Origin of the sequence: Stenotrophomonas sp. SY1, from assembly GCF_021202945.1 — a bacterium.
Lineage (GTDB): Bacteria > Pseudomonadota > Gammaproteobacteria > Xanthomonadales > Xanthomonadaceae > Stenotrophomonas.
In genome coordinates this window covers 32,378-50,025 of sequence record NZ_JAJOYR010000004.1, presented here as the reverse complement: position 1 = coordinate 50,025, position 17,648 = coordinate 32,378, and the positions used below count along the sequence as shown (strand labels likewise).

The window sequence follows — 17,648 nt, the reverse complement described above, 5'->3', positions numbered from 1 at the left end:
CGCACTTCTGCACTTCCGCACTTCTGCACTTCCGCACTTCTGCACTTCCGCACTTCTGCACTTCCGCACTTCTGCACTTCTGCACTTCTGCACTTCTGCACTTCTGCACTTCTGCACGCCTGCACGCCTGCACGCCTGCACGCCTGCACGCCTGCACGCCCCAGCATCAACGATCCGCAGCCATTGCTGCCACACTGGATCACCGCCTGAAGCGCCTCAGCGGCGCAGGAGCGCACACGGGCAACGCAACACAAGAAGACTCACGCATGCGCAAAGCTGCAGTGCACGCACACGGCATCAGCGCACACGCAATGGCAAGCGCAATCACCTCACCCCACAGATACACGACAACGCGGACTGGCCCTTCGCAAACAGTCAACGAAGAACCGATTCGCACTCGTCGACATGCATCTATGGAAAAACTCGAGGCAACAAAAAAGCCCCATAAAGGGGCTTTTTTGAACTGGCGGAGTGAGAGGGATTCGAACCCTCGATAGAGCTTTTGACCCTATACTCCCTTAGCAGGGGAGCCCCTTCAGCCACTCGGGCATCACTCCGTTTTCCTACCCGCTTCGTTTATTTCTCAGCGGGGGCGCGAAGAATAACGTTTAACGGGGTGAAAGGTAAACCCTTATTCGGAACTTTCTTCACTTCCCGATGCAGCCGGCTCATCACCGCGCTGGATACGCTGGAAAATTTCCTCACGGTGCACCGCCACATCCTTCGGAGCGGTGATACCGATACGTACCTGGTTGCCCTTGACGCCGAGCACGGTCACGCTGACCGAGTCTCCGATCATCAAGGTTTCGCCTACTCGGCGAGTCAGGATCAACATTTTTGCGAATCTCCATGGAACCGGTGGATTTCCCCCACCGGTATTGGCGCGCCATCTAGAGATGCGCCCCACGACAAAGGGAAAAGACTCCCAATGTTAACGGCAGGGCGCAAGCACCTTCAAGGCGCTTGATTGTTCACATTCAGGTCAATTTGCCTTTCACCCAATCCAGCACACCGTCAAGCGCTGCCACCAGCTTGGGACCATCCTCACCACCGCCCTGGGCCATGTCGGGACGACCACCGCCCTTGCCTCCGATTTGACCCGCCACCGACGATAGCAGTTCCCCGGCCTTGACCCTGCCCGTTGCCGAGCCGTTCACGCCGGCAACCAGCGCCGCCTTGCCGTCCTGCACGCCCGCCAGCACGATCACGGTATCAACCAGCTGCTGCTTCAGCCGGTCCATCGCATCACGCAGCGCCTTGGCATCGAAACCTTCCAGCCGTACCGCCAACACCTTCACGCCGCCCACATCGACTGCAGCGGCCCCGAGATCGGCCGTCGCACCCGAAGCAACCTTGGCCTTGAGCGCTTCCAGCTCACGCTCCAGCTTCTTCTGGCGCTCGCCCAGCTGACGGATCTTCTCGACCACGTCTCCGGCGCTGCCGCCCAGCAGCTGCGCAGCCTCGTGCAGGCGGGCTTCCTCGTCGGCCACGTAGTCCAGCGCGCCCTGCCCGGTCACCGCCTCGATACGACGGACACCGGACGAAACGCCACCTTCGGAAGTGATCTTGAACAAGCCGATATCGCCGGTACGTGAAACATGGGTGCCGCCGCACAGCTCGGTGGAGTACTCACCCATCTTCAGGACACGCACGTTCTCGCCGTACTTCTCGCCGAACAGCGCCATGGCGCCGAAATCCAGCGCTTCCTGCATGCCCATGTTGTGCACTTCGGCGGCGTTGTTGGCGCGCACCTGCTCGTTGACCTTGCGCTCGATGACAGCCAGCTCTTCGGCCGTGATCGGCTGGAAGTGCGAGAAGTCGAAGCGCAGGCGATCAGGTGCCACCAGCGAGCCCTTCTGCTGCACATGGGAGCCCAGCACTTCGCGCAGGGCAGCGTGCAGCAGGTGGGTGGCGGAGTGGTTCAGGATGGTGGCACTGCGGCGCGAAGCATCTACTGCGCCAGCCAGCACGTCGCCAACCTTCAAGGCGCCCTGCTTCAAGGTGCCGACATGGCCGTGGAACTGGCCAGCGAACTTCTGGGTATCGCCAACAACGATCTGCAGGCCATTGCCCGTCAACGTTCCGGTATCACCGACCTGGCCGCCGGATTCGGCATAGAACGGTGTCTGGTCGGTCAGCACGATGACGTCATCACCTGCCTGGACGCTCTCCACCGGACGGCCGTCCTTGAGCAGGGCGACCACGGTCAGGCCGTCGGCCTGCAGGCGGTCGTAACCCAGGAACACGGTCGGCTTCAGCGTCGCCACCAGCTCGGCGGAAAGGGTGACACCACCGCCGAACTTGCCGGCTTCGCGGCCCTTCCGGCGCTGGTCTTCCATTGCGGCATCGAAGCCGTCGGTGTCCACGGTCAGGTCACGCTCGCGCGCGATGTCCTGGGTGAGGTCGAGCGGGAAACCGTAGGTGTCGTACAGGCGGAAGGCATCCGCACCCGGAATGACGCCATCGCTGACCTTGGCCGCGACATCGTCAAAGATCTTCATGCCGGCATCCAGCGTCTCGGCGAAACGCTCTTCCTCGGCCTGCAGCGCACGCACCACGGTATCGGCCTGCGCCGGCAGTTCCGGGTAGGCCTCGCCCATCTGCTCGATCAGGGTCGGCACCAGCTTGCTGAAGAACGGCTGGCGCACACCCAGCATCCAACCATGGCGCAGGGCGCGGCGGATGATGCGGCGCAGGACGTAGCCACGACCTTCGTTGGACGGCAGCACGCCGTCGACGATCAGGAACGAACAGGCGCGGATGTGATCGGCGATCACGCGCAGCGACTTGTTCTCCAGATCGGCCATGCCGGTGAGCTCGGACGCCTTGCGGATCAGCGCCTGGAACAGGTCGATCTCATAGTTGGTGTGCACGTGCTGCAGGATCGCCGCCAGTCGCTCCAGGCCCATGCCGGTATCCACGCACGGCGCCGGCAACGGCTGCAGCGAGCCGTCAGGCTGACGGTCGAACTGCATGAACACCAGGTTCCAGATCTCAATGAAACGGTCACCGTCTTCGTCCGGCGAGCCCGGCGGGCCACCGGCGATATGGTCTCCGTGGTCGTAGAAGATCTCGGTGCACGGGCCGCAGGGGCCGGTATCGGCCATCTGCCAGAAATTGTCCGAAGCGTACGGCGCGCCCTTGTTGTCGCCGATGCGAACGATGCGGCTTTCCGGAATGCCGACCATGTCGCGCCACAGCGCAAAGGCCTCGTCATCGGTGTGATAGACGGTGACCAGCAGGCGCTCGGCTGGCAGCTTCCAGACCTGGGTCAGCAGCTCCCATGCCCAGGCAATGGCGTCCTTCTTGAAGTAATCACCGAAGGACCAGTTGCCCAGCATTTCAAAGAAGGTGTGGTGACGGGCGGTGTAGCCCACCGAGTCCAGATCGTTGTGCTTTCCGCCGGCGCGCAGGCAACGCTGGACGTCGGCCGCGCGCACGTAGCTGCGCTTTTCCGCGCCCAGGAACACGTCCTTGAACTGGACCATGCCCGAGTTGGTGAACAGCAGGGTCGGGTCATTGCCCGGCACCAGCGGTGCCGACGGCACGATGGTATGGCCCTTGTTCTTGAAGAATTCGAGGAAATCAGCGCGAATCTGGGAGGTAGTAAATTTGGCGGGTGTATTCATGGGGACTGGCAATAAGCTGGCAGGCGGGTCCCGATTGCCCAAGGGGCACGGGAATTCGGGACAACCGAAACCCTGAAAGGGTATCAGGCCCAGCCCGGTCAGTCCTCAGGGTCGTAACGGGTCGCGTTGCGGATACAACTGCCGTCAAAGCCACGTCTGGCCAGCATGTCCGCGGCCTTGCGCCGCTGGGCCAGTTCTTCAGGCCCGTTTTCGCCGAAGCGGCGCTGAACCAGATCCCGGGCGTTCTCCGCCCAGTCGCCCTCGAAAGTGGCCATTGCCGCCTCGATCTGCGCACTGTCCAAGCCATGGGTGCCAAGTTCGGCGCGGATATGCAGCGGCCCGTAACCACCGTTGGCGCGGCTACGCACCAGCATCTCGGCAAATCGGGCGTCATCCTGCCAGCCCTCGGCTGCCAGGCGGGACACGGCGGCATCCACGTCTTCCGACTCGATGCCTCTGGCCTTCAACTTGCGCCCAAGCTCCTTGCGCGAATGCTCGCGCCGGACCAGCAGACCCAGCGCCCTTTGCAACGGGGTCTGCTCACGGCGGCGTTTCGCCTTGCCCGCAGATGGGTCATCAAAGTCGTTCATTGCTTCAATTACCTGACCAGGATTGCGCCATCCATGGCGCCGGACCTCCTGGATTCAATGCCGTGGGGACGGGACAACATCACTGACAATGCGCCGCCCGTCCCCACGGGAAACTCACTCCTCGTCCTGCTCGGCGTCGCCTTCCTCACGCGCGGCTTCAGCAGGCTGGAAACGCTCGCGCAGCTCGGCTTCAAGCTTCGCCGCGACCTGCGGGTTGTCGCGCAGGTAGCTGCGGGAGTTGTCCTTGCCCTGGCCGATACGCTCATCACCGTAGCTGTACCAGGCACCGGCCTTCTCGACCAGCTTGGCATCCACACCCATGTCGATCAGTTCGCCCTCACGGGAAATGCCTTCGCCGTAGAGGATTTCGGTGATGACCTGCTTGAACGGCGGCGCCAGCTTGTTCTTCACCACCTTGATCTTGGTCTGGTTGCCAATGATCTCGTCACCCTTCTTGATCGCACCGATGCGGCGGATATCCAGACGCACCGAGGCGTAGAACTTCAGTGCATTGCCGCCGGTGGTCACTTCCGGACTCTGGCCCGGCATCATCACGCCGATCTTCATGCGCAGCTGGTTGATGAAGATCACCAGCGTGTTGGAACGCTTGATGTTGCCGGTCAGCTTGCGCAGCGCCTGGCTCATCAGACGGGCCTGCAGGCCCGGCAGCTGGTCGCCCATCTCACCTTCGATTTCAGCCTTAGGCGTCAGCGCGGCGACCGAGTCGACCACAACGATGTCCACCGAACCCGAGCGCACCAGCATGTCGGCGATTTCCAGCGCCTGTTCGCCGGTATCGGGCTGCGACAGCAGCAGGTCATCGACATTCACGCCCAGCTTGGCCGCATAGATCGGGTCCAACGCGTGCTCGGCGTCAATGAAGGCTGCGGTGCCGCCGAGCTTCTGGCATTCGGCGATGGCCTGCAGGGTCAAAGTGGTTTTGCCCGAGGACTCCGGACCATAGATTTCAACCACGCGGCCCTTGGGCAGGCCGCCGATGCCCAGTGCGATATCCAGCATCAGCGAACCGGTGGGAATGATCTCGACAGGCTCGACCACACGGTCGCCCATGCGCATCACCGAACCCTTGCCGAACTGCTTCTCGATCTGACCCAGTGCAGCAGCGAGCGCGCGCTTCTTATTCTCGTCCATCGGGTTCGTCCTCGTCGTTGATTTCGTAGATTTCGTCATGGGGTCCACTGTAGGGGGGCCGTATCGCAAAGGTTGAGACTGTTGGCGAGACGACAAAATTATTGGGGCTGCAAGGATACCGGCAGCAGCACACCCACCTTCCCCGCATAGGAAAAACAAGGTGTTGCGACTACGGATTGCGCGGACTTCACCGGTTTGGCCTGAGCAGGCCGCAGTAAAGCCCTTCGATCGAGAAGTCCTGGTCCGGCTGGACTTCGATGGGCGCGTAGTCGGGATTCCGTGGCAACAGGCGGATGCGCTCCTTGCCGATCTTGAGCAGCTTGACGGTGATTTCCTCGTCGATCCGCGCGACCACGATCTGGCCGGAACGTGCATCGCGGGTGCGATGAACCCCGATCAGATCGCCATCGAAGATCCCCTCGTCGATCATCGAATCGCCCTGCACCTTCAGCAGGTAATCCGGGGCCGGCGAGAAAAACACCTTGTCCAGCACCACGTAGTCGTCCGAGCCGATATCCGCACCGATCGGCAGGCCCGCAGCGACCCTGCCCAACACCGGCAGGCGCAGCACCTGATCATTGGCGGCCGCCAAGGACAACGGCGTATCGGTAATTTCCTCGACAGCAGGCCGGACCAGACGGATGCCGCGCGCCCGTCCGGGCACACGCTCGATGGCACCAGCCGCCTCCAGGGCGTCAAGGTGGTATTGGGCCGAGCGCACTCCCTTGAAGCCGAAGGCGCGTGCGATCTCGGTCTGCGAAGGTGGCACCCCCTCTGCCTCGATGCGTTCGGCAATGAGGTCGAGGATGGCCTGCTGGGTGTCGGTCAGGTTCATGGTTAGTAGTATTACTACTAACAACCTGCTCCGTCAACGCCCGTTGCTTACAGCGTCTCCAGCCCGCGCAGGGCGGCAGCCACCGTCTGTCGGCGCACCGCGTCACGGTCGCCGGCAAACAGGAACAATTCGGCGCGGGTATAGCCACCACGTCGTTTCCAGCCGATCCAGACCGTGCCGACCGGCTTGTCCTCGCTGCCGCCGCCCGGGCCCGCAATACCGGTCACGGCGACGGCAAGGCTGGCGCCGGAACGCACCAGCGCACCGGAAACCATTTCGATCACCGTTTCGCGGCTGACCGCGCCCTGGCTCTCAAGGGTCTGCGGGCGAACACCGAGCAACGCCTGCTTGGCTTCATAGCTGTAGGCCACCATGCCGCTATCGAACCAGTCCGATGAGCCGGATACGCCAGTCATGGCCTTGGCGATCCAGCCGCCGGTGCAGCTTTCGGCCGTGACCACGCTGTCGTGGGCGGCGCGGAGACGCTCACCGAGTTGGGCGGCGAGCTGGTCCAATTCGAGATCGGTAGGGGCGGTCATGGGGACTCCTGCAAAGACCGCATTGTTTTATCGCAAATCGGCGATGCGCGGGGTGTCAGACCATGGCGGCTGGTACCAGGGTTCGGGCGAAGTGCCGCGCCTCTCCGCCCGCTCCGCGCCCCGCCCTTGCGCAAGGGCGTTCAAGAAAGCGCGAAACGGTGGCTCGCAAGCGCCCCCTTACCCCGCTCGTGGAAAAGGGGCTAAAGCGTGGTGCCCGCAGGAAAGCCGTTCGGCTGACACTCCACGCAAACCAGAGATTGTGGAGCACACCAAATGCGAAGCCCCCGCATGAGCGGGGGCTTCGGGGGTTCACCATTCCGGTTCCGGCTCGGGCAACAGCGCCCGGATCACCGCACCGTCCGCGCCAGCGGCCAGCTTCTCCGCTTCGGCGATGGGGATGTCCACTTCGATCAGCCAACCTTCCTCGTCGGCCTGCTCGCTGCGGATGACCTCAAGCTGATGCAGCCGCGCGCGCAACCTGCCCGCATTGGGATGCAAGCGCACCGTGCCGGTGACGTGCTGAAGCCCCAGCCGCTTCCCAAGAACCGATTGCAGCAGCTCCAGGCCACGGCCATCACGCGCAGAGATCCACACCCGCTCACGACGGGATTCATCAGGCACACCGTCCTGTGCGTCATGACGCACCTGCGCACCTTCGATGCGGTCGATCTTGTTGAATACCAGCAGCTGCGGCAACTCGCCGGCACCCACGGCCTGCAACACTTCATCCACCTGGGCGATGCGTTCTTCGCGCAACGGGTCCGCGGCGTCGACCAGATGCAGCAGAAAATCCGCCTCGCGCGCTTCGGACAGGGTCGAACGGAACGCGGCGACCAGTTCGTGCGGCAGATCGCGGACGAAGCCCACTGTATCGGCCAGCATCGCGCTGCCACCCGGCAAGGTGATACGCCGCACGGTCGGGTCCAACGTGGCGAACAGCTGGTCGGCCGCATAGGCACCGGCACCGGTCAACGCATTGAACAGCGTGGATTTGCCGGCATTGGTGTAGCCGACCAGGGCAATACGCGGCATCTCGCTGCGTACGCGGGCACGACGCATCTGGGTGCGCTGGACTTCCACCTTTTCCAGCCGCTTCTGCAACTGCTCCACGCGCTTCTGCAACAGGCGGCGGTCGGTTTCCAGCTGGGTTTCACCCGGGCCACGCAGGCCGATGGAGCCGCCGCGCTGCCGCTCAAGGTGGGTCCAGCCGCGCACCAGGCGCGTGGCCATGTGCCGCAGCTGAGCCAGCTCGACCTGCAGCTTGCCTTCGTGGCTGTGGGCGCGCTGGGCGAAGATGTCCAGGATCAAGCCGGTACGGTCGATCACCCGGCGCTCCAGGAAACGCTCCAGGTTGCGCTCCTGCACCGGGCTCAGCGGGTGGTTGACCAGGACCAGGTCGGCGCCGGTCGCGTCCGCCGCCGCTTTCACTTCATCCAGCTTGCCGCTGCCGATGAGCGTGGACGGATTCGGGCGGTCCATGCGGGCGGTGATGGTAGCGGCGATGGTGGCGCCGGCTGAGCGGGCCAGATCGGTGAACTCTTCCAGCACATCCTCTTCCAGCCGCCCTACATGCGGCTGGATCAACAGCGCATGTTCGCCCTTTTTCGAGCGGTCAAACATGCGCCGCTACCTGCTTATTCGTTGTCGTTGTCGTCATCTTCTGCCTGACTGCTATCGGCCGACTGCACATAACCGCCGCCCGGGCCAACCTTGACGTTGCGCGCCGGTACCACGGTGGAGATGGCGTGCTTGTAGACCATCTGGCTGACGGTGTTGCGCAACAGGACCACGAACTGGTCGAACGACTCGATCGTGCCCTGCAATTTGATGCCATTTACCAGGTACACCGACACCGGCACGCGCTCGCGACGCAACGCGTTCAGAAACGGATCCTGCAAAGACTGCCCCTTGGACATCGTCTACTCCTCGTTATTGTTTTTATGGGCCGGACTGCCGGGCTCCCCTGCCCGTCCGGGGGTCCGATGTTACACCGCCCGGCGGACCGTCACCGTGCAAGAAACAACGAAACCGCGTCCTGCAGGCCGTCCTTGTCGGCGACCGGGTCGAACCAGCGGGCGTCAAGCTCACCCCGCAACCAGGTGAGCTGGCGCTTGGCCAGCTGCCTTGTCGCGAAGATGCCCTTGTCGCGGAATTCGGCCGCACTGCCCTGCCCATCCAGGAACTGCCACGCCTGGCGATAGCCCACCGCGCGGACGGCCGGAAGATCCAGTGGCGCCGCTACAGCAGCCATCTGCGGCAAAGCGCGCAGGCGCCGTACTTCATCCAGGAAACCCTGCTCCAGCATCAGGTCGAAGCGTCGCTCGATGCGCTGATGCAGCACCGCGCGATCGGCTGGCGCCAGTACCAGCTTGAGTACCCGCAGCGGCAGGCGCGCGATGCCCGGCTGCGCCTGCCAGTGACTGATCGGCTTGCCGGTCAGGCGGAACACTTCCAGCGCCCGCTGGATGCGCTGCGGATCGGTGGCATGGATACGCCTGGCCGCGGCGGGGTCCACCTCGGCCAACTGCGCATGCAGGGCTGGCCACCCAACGACCTCGGCTTCGGCGGTGATCTGCTGGCGCAGCGCCGGATCGGCTTCAGGCATCGGCGACAGGCCCTGCAACAGTGCGCGAAAATACAGCCCGGTACCGCCCGCAAGGATCGGCAACCTGCCTCTCGCGACGATATCGCGCACCGCGACCGCAGCCGCGTTCGCATACTCGGCTGCGGAGTAGCTCTGCCACGGATCACGCAGATCGAGCAGGTGGTGCGGAACTCCGGCCTGTTCCTCGATATCCGGCTTGGCTGCACCGATATCCAGCCCGCGATAGATCAACGCCGAGTCGACGCTGACAATCTCACCGCCATAGGCCTTGGCCAGTCTGATCGCCGCAGCTGTCTTGCCCGATGCGGTCGGCCCCATCAGCGCAATCGCCAGCGGGCGTTGATCGACGCCCATCAATCCTCGTCCGGCCAGCGGGGCATTGCTGCCTTGGCGGCGGAGCGCGGTACCGGCACCGCGTCCAATGCGGCCAGCACCTTGAGTGCATCAACCGTGGCCGCAACATCGTGCACACGCACAATCTTCGCCCCGCGCTGCACCGCCAGCAGGTGCGCTGCCACCGAACCAGCCCCACGATCGGCTGCCGCACGCCCGGTGATATCGCCGATGCTACGCTTGCGCGACAGCCCAGCGAGCAATGGCAGACCGAGCGTCAGCAGACGCTCCTGCGCGGCCAGCAGCGCCAAGTTCTGTGCAGTGTCCTTGTTGAAGCCATAGCCGGGATCAACCACCAACCGGCTGCGCGCGATGCCGGACATCTCGGCGGCAAATACGCGTTCGGCCAGAAAACGCTGCACGTCACCGGCAATGTCGTCATAGCCCTGCGCGACGCCCGCGTCGTACGGGCCGCCCACCGCATGCATCAGCACTACCGCTGCATTGGAGGCAGCCACCGCATCCATCGCACCGGGCTGCTGCAGCGCCTGCACGTCATTGATCATCCCCGCACCGGCGGCCAGTGCCGCGCGCATCACCTCCGGCTTGAAGGTATCCACGCTGAGCGGCACTTCGGTTCGTTCCAACAGTGCACAGATCACGGGCACGACCCGGTCGATCTCCTCCTGCACCGACACCGGCGTAGCGCCGGGGCGGGTCGATTCACCGCCCACATCCAGTAGATCAGCGCCCTGCTCCACCAGCGTCAAGGCATGCGTCACCGCCGCTTCGACACTGAAGTGCCGGCCGCCATCGGAAAAGGAATCCGGGGTGACGTTGACGATGCCCATCACCTGCGGGCGATCCAGCCGCAACTTGCGGCCGGCGCAATCCAGCGTCGGGGCGATATCGAACATCAGCGTTTGTTCCTGGAGCGGATCTTGTTGCCGATCAGGCTCAGCACCACGCCAAGCACCACCCCGACAAAAATGCCGGTCAGATAGTTGTTGGTCTTCACCCCGAAACTGACGCCGGCGACAGTGGCGATGATCATCTCCGGCATGTTGAGCGGCGGCGGTTGTTGGGGCTTGGGAGCGTTCATGCGGGTACCAACTGGAAAACGGGGAACGGCGCTATTCTCACCCACGGCCGTGGCGGGCGCATACGAAAACGGGCCGGAGAACCGGCCCGTTTCGTTGCAGCTACAGCATGGCGTCAGTGCTGGCCGGCCGGATCGCTGATCGGCGTCACCGGGCGCTGGTCGTCGCCACCCTTGCCGTCATCGGTACGATCATTGCCACTGCTCTTGGCCACCCAACCTGCCGGCGGCGAAGGCTCACGGCCCTCCATGATCGCCTTGACCTGCTCGGCATCAATGGTTTCCCACTCCAGCAGTGCGGCAGTCATGGCTTCGACCACGTCGCGCTTTTCTTCCAGGATCTTGTACGCAACGTCGTACTGCTGATCCAGGATGCGGCGGATTTCCGCGTCGACCTTCTGCTGGGTGGACTCGGAGATGGTCTTGCTGTGCATGCCGTAACCGGCTTCCTCGTCGGCGTAGACCATGGTGCCCAGCACGTCGGACATGCCGTACTTGGTGACCATGCCACGGGCCAGCTTGGTAGCGCGCTCGAAGTCGTTGGAGGCGCCGGTGGACATCTGGCCGACGAAGATCTCCTCGGCGATACGGCCACCGAACAGGATCGCCAGCTCTTCCAGCATGCGGTCCTTGTACTTGCTGATGTGGTCGTGTTCCGGCAGCTGCCAGGTCACGCCCAGCGCCCAGCCGCGCGGCATGATGGTCACCTTGTGGACCGGGTCGGCCTTGGGCAGCGACATCGCCACCACGGCATGGCCAGACTCGTGGTAAGCGGTGTTGCGACGCTCATCCTCGCGCATGACCATGCTGCGACGCTCCGGACCCATGTAGATCTTGTCCTTGGCGTCCTCGAAGTCCTTCATGTCGACTTCCTGCTTGTTGCGACGAGCCGCAAACAGGGCGCCTTCATTGATCAGGTTGGCCAGGTCGGCACCGGAGAAACCCGGGGTACCGCGTGCCAGCACTTCCGGACGCACGTCATCGGCGGCCGGCACCTTGCGCAGGTGCACGCGCAGGATCTGCTCGCGACCCTTGATGTCAGGCAGGCCAACCATGACCTGGCGGTCGAAACGGCCCGGACGCAGCAGCGCCTTGTCCAGCACGTCCGGACGGTTGGTGGCGGCGATCACGATCACGCCTTCACCACCCTCGAAGCCGTCCATCTCGACCAGCATCTGGTTCAGTGTCTGCTCGCGCTCATCATGGCCACCGCCCATGCCGGAGCCGCGATGACGACCGACGGCATCGATCTCGTCAATGAAGATGATGCACGGCGCGTGCTTCTTGGCCTGCTCGAACATGTCGCGCACGCGGCTGGCACCGACGCCGACGAACATCTCGACGAAGTCCGAACCGGAAATCGCGAAGAACGGCACCTTGGCCTCGCCAGCGATGGCCTTGGCCAGCAGCGTCTTGCCGGTACCCGGCGGACCGACCATCAGCACGCCGCGCGGGATCTTGCCGCCCAGCTTGGTGAAACGGGTCGGGTCGCGCAGGAACTCAACCAGCTCGCCCACTTCTTCCTTGGCCTCATCGCAACCAGCGACGTCGGCAAAGGTGACCTTGATCTGGTCCTCGCCCTGCAGCTTGGCGCGCGACTTGCCGAAGGACATCGCGCCCTTGGCACCGCCACCACCGCCCTGCATCTGGCGCATCATGAAAATCCAGAAGCCGATCAGCAGCAGTACCGGCAGGAACTGCAGCACGATGCCCCAGAAGCTCGGACCTGCCGGCTCCTGACGGGCAACTTCAACATTCTTGGAGTACAGCTGGTCCAACAGCTTGGGGTCGGCCGGTGCGAACAGCGTGCCTTCCGAGCCATCCGAACGCTTGAAGCGCAGATGGTTGGTGGTCAGCGTGGTCTTGTCGGTGTATTCCACCGACTTGATCCGGCCCGAATCCACTTCCTGCAGGAACTGCGTGTAATTGCGTGCATCACCGGCGGCAGCCGCTCCGCCGCGCGGGGCAAAGCTCTGGAACACCACCATCAGCACGACGGCGACAACCACCCATAGCAGGAGGTTCTTGGTCAGGTCGTTCATCCTCATCGGCTCCGGTGTTCCTCTTCTAATCCATGACGCGTAATACGGTTGAGATTACTTGATCTGCTTGCGTTTGCTGTGCCCCAGGGCATAAACCTCCGGCGACCGCTTGCGCGAGGCCTCCGGCTTGCGGATCGAAACCTTGTCATAACGACGGCGCATTTCACGCACGTAGTCATCAAAGCCGACGCCCTGGAACAGCTTGATCAGGAACGCCCCACCCGGCTTGAGATGGTTGTCGGCGAAATCCATCGCCAACTCCGCCAGGTGCATCATCCGCGGCTGGTCGACCGCATCCATTCCACTCTTATTGGGGGCCATATCCGACAGCACAAGGTCCACCGGCTGATTCCCCAACATGGCTTCGAATGCTGATAGGACGGCCTCTTCCCTGAAGTCTCCGTGAAGGAACTCCACGCCGGCCAGCGGCGGCATCTCCAGGATGTCCAGGGCGAGCACACGACCGGTGTCGCCCATCTGTCTCCGCACCTGTTGCGACCAGCCTCCTGGCGCGGCGCCCAGATCGACCACGACCATGTTCGGCTTCAGCAGCCGGTCACGCTCCAGCAGCTCCTCCAGCTTGTAGGCCGCGCGCGAGCGCATGCCCTCCTTTTTTGCCTTTTTCACAAAAGGATCGGAGAAGTGTTCTTTCAGCCAGCGCTGGCTGCTCTTGCTATGGGAGGGCATCGACAATGGGGCTCACAGGGGTGGTCATGATACCCTGAACCCCCTTGGTTACCCGTAATCCTGCATGTCCATCGTCCTGACCCCTTCCCAGAACCGTTTCCTGCGCGGCGTCGCGCACGATCTGAAAGCACTGCTCCAGATCGGCGGCAAGGGAGTCACCCCGGCCTTCCTGGCCGAACTGGACGAGGTGCTGGAGCGCCACGAACTGGTCAAGGTGAAGATTGCCGCCGAAGACCGGGAGGCGCGTGATGCCATTGTCAGCGAACTGACTGAAGCCAGCGGCGGCGTATTGATCCAGCGCATCGGCCACGTCGCCGTGCTTTACCGCCCGGCCAAGGAAAAGCGCCAGATCGTGCTGCCCCGCGGCTGATTGCCGAGAAACCGCCATGCTGTTGAGCCGAGAACTCCCTGATTACAGCTATTCCCTGCGTTCGGCCGATGGCCACCAGGCCAAGGTGAACGACCAGGTCCTGACCCGCAGCTTCGTGCTGGCACCGGACAAACTGGTGCTCGACTGGCCGGTGAACGCCATCAGCGAGCTTACGATTGAGCACCTGGCCCCAGCGCTGGAACAGAACCCGGCGGTTGTGATCCTGGGCACCGGCGAGAAGCAGGTATTCCCCTCGGCGGCAGTAATGGCGGCCTGCCTGACTCAAGGCATCGGCATCGAAGTGATGAACAACGCCTCGGCGGCCCGTACTTTCAACGTACTCGCCGGCGAGAACCGCAAGGTCGTGGCCGCATTCATACTTGAAGACGTCCGCTGACAGCCTGAAACGACCATCGTGAAAGGCATGAAAAAGCCCGGTATCAACACCGGGCTTTTTTCGTGGGCAAAGGGAATCAGATCATGCGCCCCCCTCGCCGAACCGGGAGGAAGGAACTAACGCAGCCTTATCGGCTCACCTTTGAGCCAACACACCAGCACCAACAGCAAGATCACGCCCCAGTTGTAGGCCAGAAAGCGCAAGGAACCGATACCGGGCGGAAAGATGAAAAAGCCAGCCACCAGCAATGCGGCGGCAATCGCATAAACCAGCCAACCCTGCCAGGCGATGGGCAGGCCCCATCCCAGTCCATGTGCCTTGGCTGGAAACCAATAGCTCGACCTGCGCATCGAAACCTCCTTTCGAGTCAGCACGGGCGAATCGAAACGCCGCGTAACAGCCCGAACTGCCATCACCCAGTTCAGCCTGCCCCGACCCCCATCAAGGGAGCGCGTGAAGCAGCCTGCGTTCCTATCAACGCAGGGCGTTACTTCCTCGGCAGGTAGATCAGCGGGTCGACCGGCTTGCCGTTGTAGCGGATCTCGAAGTGCAGCATGTCGCGCGAAGTGCCAGTGCGGCCCATCTCGGCGATCTGGTCCCCGGCCTTCACGCTCTGTCCTTCATTGACCAGACGCTTGCGGTTGTGACCATAAGCCGAGAGCCACTGGTCGTTGTGCTTGATGATGATCAGCTCGCCGTAACCCACCAGGCCTGCGCCGGAGTACACCACCACGCCAGGGCCCGCTGCGCGCACGGCCTGACCGCTGCTGCCGGCAATGTCCACGCCCTGCTTGGTGGTTTCGCCAGCGACAAAGCGGCCGACCAATGCACCGTCTGCCGGCCAACGCCAGTTGATGCCGCTGTTGACCGGCGTTGCCGTCGGGGCCGGCGCGGGAGTCGGCCTTGCAGCGGTGGTGCCACCGGTTGCCGGACGGGTTGTGGTTGCGGTGCTGCCGCCGGGATACAGGCGCAGGCTCTGCCCCGGATAGATCGTGTAGGGTTCGGACAAGCCATTCCAGGCCGCGAGGTCACGCGGAGTGATGTTGTGGGTCCGGGCCAGACCGAACAAGGTGTCCCCGCGGCGCACCACGGCGGTCTGCCCCGGCTTGGCAACTGATGTCCGCGGCGTGCTCGACGAACCGGAGCCGCCTGAGGGCTTCACCACCGTTGCGGTACCGCAACCGGCCAGCGCCGCCACTACCAGCATCACCGCCGCATAGCGGAGTCCTTTTTCCAGCATGTTTGCATTCATGCGAATTTCGCCCTCCAGACCAGCCAACCCACCAGGCCCGCCACCAGTACGGTTGCGATCCAGCCCAGCGGTTCAATCCAGCGGCGCAACGCTTCGGCCGCGCGTGCGCCACCAAAGCGGATCACCGCGGCCAATACGTACACGCGCTTGCCGCGCCCGACCAGCATGCTCAACAGATACTGCGGCATCGGCACGCCGACAATACCCGAGGCCCAGGTGAAAACCTTCATCGGGATGGGCATGAAGCCGCCCAGCACCAGGAAAGTGAACACCGCCCAGGGGGACTCGGCCATCTTCTGCTGCAGCGTGGCAATGCCCGCCTCGATCGCCGGCAGCATTCCCACCATTTCAAATACCGGCTTCAAGGCCTCGAAAGCGAAGTGGCCGAGCGCGTAACCCACCACCGCCCCCACCATCGAGCCGGCCAGGCTCAACGTGGCGAAGTACCAACCTTTGCGCGGCTGTGCAACGCACATCGGCATCAGCATCACTTCCGGCATCACCGGGAAAATGATGGCCTCGATGAAACTCAGGACGGTGAGATAGGTGGGCGCGCGCTCATGGCTGGCCCAGCGCATGGCGCGGTCGTACAACGGCCCGAAGATCTTCATTACGTTCCTTGATTCTGATTCAGTCCAACATGCCCGACAGCAGGGGCACGAAGCTCACCGGCGCCAGCTCTTCCTGGGCAATGGTGCCATCTGCCTGCCGGGTGAGTTGCAACAGCACCTGTCCGCCGGCGCCACCCACGGGGGCCACCAGGCGCCCGCCAACGGCAAGCTGCTCGATCAGCGCATCCACCAGCGCTGGAGCGGCGGCGGTGACCACGATTGCGTCGTAGGGGCCATGTTCGGGCCAGCCGATACGGCCGTCGTCATGCTTGCTGCGGATGTTCATCCCCAAGTGGCGGAAACGCTTGCGCGCCTGCCGCAGCAGGTCACCGATGCGTTCGACAGTGAACACTTCCAGGCCGAGCGCGGCCAGGATGGCAGCCTGGTAACCGGAGCCGGTACCCACTTCCAGAACGGTCTTCGGCTCCACCGCCAGCACCACTTCGGTCATGCGCGCCACCACCCACGGCTGGGAGATGGTCTGACCATGGCCGATCGGCAGCGCGGTGTCTTCGTAGGCACGCGAGGCCAGCGCTTCATCGATGAACAGATGTCGCGGCACCACACGCACCGCGTTGAGTACTGGCTCGCTGGCGATGCCCGCTTCACGCAGGCGATCGACCAGCCGGTCACGCACCCGCTGTGATGTCATGCCGATGCCGACTGCTTCGGGTTGCAGGCGCAGGCGCGGCGTCATTCGACCTTCCCCAGCGAGGCGGTGAGCCCGCCGACCCAGCCGGCGACCTTTTCCAGCGCTTCGTAGCGGGTCAGGTCAACCTGGATCGGCGTAATGGAAATATGGCCGGTACGCACGGCGTGGAAATCGGTACCGGGGCCGGCGTCCTGCTCGCTGCCGGCCGGGCCGATCCAGTACACGGTGTTGCCACGCGGGTCGGTGGCGGGAATGCAGGCTTCGGCACGGTGGCGGTTGCCCAGCCGGGTGACCTCGAACCCCCGGATGTCTTCCCAGGCCAGGTCCGGCACGTTGACGTTGAGGATGGTGTCGGCCGGTAGCGGATCGGCAATCAGCCGCGCCACGATCTCGACCGCCGCACGCGCCGCACTGCGGAAGTGCCTGGCTTCGTGCTTGTGGGTGACCAGCGACACCGCCACAGATGGCAGGCCGAGGAAGCGCCCTTCCATCGCTGCGGATACCGTGCCCGAATAGATCACGTCATCGCCCAGATTGGCGGCGTTGTTGATGCCCGAGACGACGATGTCCGGTTCGTATTCAAGCATGCCTGTCAACGCCAGGTGCACGCAGTCGGTGGGCGTGCCGGCCACTGAACAGGTGTAGTGGTCGATGCGGCGCAGACGCACCGGCTGGTCGAGCGTGAGCGAGTTGGAAGCGCCGGAGCGGTCGCGGTCCGGCGCCACCACGGTGACTTCATGTCCGGCGCTGCGAAGCTCCTCGGCCAGCATTTTGATGCCGGGGGCGTCCACACCATCATCGTTTGATACAAGTACGCGCATTAAAGGCCTGAATCACTGGATCAAAACGCGGTGC

General features: G+C 63.6%; 20 protein-coding genes and 1 tRNA gene. 2 read left to right on the top strand and 19 right to left on the bottom strand.

What is annotated here, in order from left to right; genetic code table 11:
• Positions 1–464: 464 nt before the first annotated feature.
• The 14 genes from LR961_RS18730 to rlmE all read right to left on the bottom strand — a co-directional run bounded on the left by LR961_RS18730 (position 465) and on the right by rlmE (position 13,511).
• Positions 465–557 (bottom strand) — tRNA-Ser (locus tag LR961_RS18730).
• Between the two features lie 74 nt (positions 558–631).
• Complete coding sequence (gene csrA, locus LR961_RS18725) at positions 632–835, bottom strand: carbon storage regulator CsrA (protein ID WP_232151494.1); 204 nt, start codon at positions 833–835, stop codon at positions 632–634.
• 142 nt (positions 836–977) lie between these two features.
• Positions 978–3,629: an alanine--tRNA ligase gene (alaS, locus tag LR961_RS18720; RefSeq protein WP_232151493.1), complete on the bottom strand. Its 2,652-nt coding sequence runs from the start codon at positions 3,627–3,629 to the stop codon at positions 978–980.
• Positions 3,630–3,727: 98 nt separating this feature from the next.
• The gene (gene recX / locus LR961_RS18715; protein WP_232151492.1) at positions 3,728–4,219 is read right to left on the bottom strand and encodes a recombination regulator RecX; all 492 of its coding nucleotides are present in this window, start codon (positions 4,217–4,219) and stop codon (positions 3,728–3,730) included.
• A 114-nt stretch (positions 4,220–4,333) separates the two neighbouring features.
• A complete protein-coding gene (recA, locus tag LR961_RS18710) occupies positions 4,334–5,371 on the bottom strand; it encodes a recombinase RecA (protein ID WP_232151491.1) in 1,038 nt (345 codons plus the stop codon).
• Positions 5,372–5,558: 187 nt separating this feature from the next.
• Complete coding sequence (gene lexA / locus LR961_RS18705) at positions 5,559–6,206, bottom strand: transcriptional repressor LexA (RefSeq protein WP_232151490.1); 648 nt, start codon at positions 6,204–6,206, stop codon at positions 5,559–5,561.
• A gap of 47 nt (positions 6,207–6,253) precedes the next feature.
• Positions 6,254–6,745 (bottom strand): nicotinamide-nucleotide amidohydrolase family protein, encoded by a 492-nt coding sequence (locus tag LR961_RS18700; RefSeq protein WP_232151489.1) that lies wholly within the window; start codon positions 6,743–6,745, stop codon positions 6,254–6,256.
• A 309-nt stretch (positions 6,746–7,054) separates the two neighbouring features.
• Positions 7,055–8,365: a ribosome rescue GTPase HflX gene (hflX, locus tag LR961_RS18695; RefSeq protein ID WP_232151488.1), complete on the bottom strand. Its 1,311-nt coding sequence runs from the start codon at positions 8,363–8,365 to the stop codon at positions 7,055–7,057.
• Between the two features lie 14 nt (positions 8,366–8,379).
• Positions 8,380–8,661 (bottom strand): RNA chaperone Hfq, encoded by a 282-nt coding sequence (hfq, locus tag LR961_RS18690; RefSeq protein WP_232151487.1) that lies wholly within the window; start codon positions 8,659–8,661, stop codon positions 8,380–8,382.
• Positions 8,662–8,750: 89 nt separating this feature from the next.
• Positions 8,751–9,704 (bottom strand): tRNA (adenosine(37)-N6)-dimethylallyltransferase MiaA, encoded by a 954-nt coding sequence (miaA, locus tag LR961_RS18685; RefSeq protein ID WP_232151486.1) that lies wholly within the window; start codon positions 9,702–9,704, stop codon positions 8,751–8,753.
• Positions 9,704–10,600, bottom strand: coding sequence for a dihydropteroate synthase (gene folP, locus LR961_RS18680; RefSeq protein WP_232151485.1), 897 nt, complete (start codon positions 10,598–10,600; stop codon positions 9,704–9,706). The genes miaA and folP overlap by 1 nt, the downstream gene beginning before the upstream one ends.
• Positions 10,600–10,785: a hypothetical protein gene (locus LR961_RS18675; protein ID WP_232151484.1), complete on the bottom strand. Its 186-nt coding sequence runs from the start codon at positions 10,783–10,785 to the stop codon at positions 10,600–10,602. Before LR961_RS18675 ends, folP begins: the two co-directional genes overlap by 1 nt.
• Positions 10,786–10,898: 113 nt before the next feature.
• Positions 10,899–12,824 (bottom strand): ATP-dependent zinc metalloprotease FtsH, encoded by a 1,926-nt coding sequence (ftsH, locus tag LR961_RS18670; protein ID WP_232151483.1) that lies wholly within the window; start codon positions 12,822–12,824, stop codon positions 10,899–10,901.
• 54 nt (positions 12,825–12,878) lie between these two features.
• Complete coding sequence (gene rlmE, locus LR961_RS18665) at positions 12,879–13,511, bottom strand: 23S rRNA (uridine(2552)-2'-O)-methyltransferase RlmE (protein ID WP_232151548.1); 633 nt, start codon at positions 13,509–13,511, stop codon at positions 12,879–12,881.
• Positions 13,512–13,575: 64 nt separating this feature from the next.
• On the opposite strand from rlmE, the gene yhbY reads away from it, so the two are divergent.
• Entirely contained in the window at positions 13,576–13,881 is a 306-nt protein-coding gene (gene yhbY / locus LR961_RS18660) for a ribosome assembly RNA-binding protein YhbY (protein WP_232151482.1), read from the top strand.
• A 16-nt stretch (positions 13,882–13,897) separates the two neighbouring features.
• Entirely contained in the window at positions 13,898–14,278 is a 381-nt protein-coding gene (locus LR961_RS18655) for an Mth938-like domain-containing protein (protein ID WP_232151481.1), read from the top strand.
• Positions 14,279–14,394: 116 nt separating this feature from the next.
• On the opposite strand, the gene LR961_RS18650 is transcribed toward LR961_RS18655, so the two are convergent.
• The 5 genes from LR961_RS18650 to surE all read right to left on the bottom strand — a co-directional run bounded on the left by LR961_RS18650 (position 14,395) and on the right by surE (position 17,614).
• A complete protein-coding gene (locus LR961_RS18650; protein ID WP_232151480.1) occupies positions 14,395–14,628 on the bottom strand; it encodes a hypothetical protein in 234 nt (77 codons plus the stop codon).
• A gap of 137 nt (positions 14,629–14,765) precedes the next feature.
• The gene (locus tag LR961_RS18645) at positions 14,766–15,530 is read right to left on the bottom strand and encodes a peptidoglycan DD-metalloendopeptidase family protein (RefSeq protein WP_232151479.1); all 765 of its coding nucleotides are present in this window, start codon (positions 15,528–15,530) and stop codon (positions 14,766–14,768) included.
• Positions 15,527–16,141 (bottom strand): YqaA family protein, encoded by a 615-nt coding sequence (locus LR961_RS18640; RefSeq protein WP_232151478.1) that lies wholly within the window; start codon positions 16,139–16,141, stop codon positions 15,527–15,529. Before LR961_RS18640 ends, LR961_RS18645 begins: the two co-directional genes overlap by 4 nt.
• A 19-nt stretch (positions 16,142–16,160) precedes the next feature.
• Positions 16,161–16,838, bottom strand: coding sequence for a protein-L-isoaspartate(D-aspartate) O-methyltransferase (locus tag LR961_RS18635; RefSeq protein ID WP_232151477.1), 678 nt, complete (start codon positions 16,836–16,838; stop codon positions 16,161–16,163).
• Positions 16,835–17,614: a 5'/3'-nucleotidase SurE gene (surE, locus tag LR961_RS18630; protein WP_232151476.1), complete on the bottom strand. Its 780-nt coding sequence runs from the start codon at positions 17,612–17,614 to the stop codon at positions 16,835–16,837. The genes LR961_RS18635 and surE overlap by 4 nt, the downstream gene beginning before the upstream one ends.
• Positions 17,615–17,648: the final 34 nt, after the last annotated feature.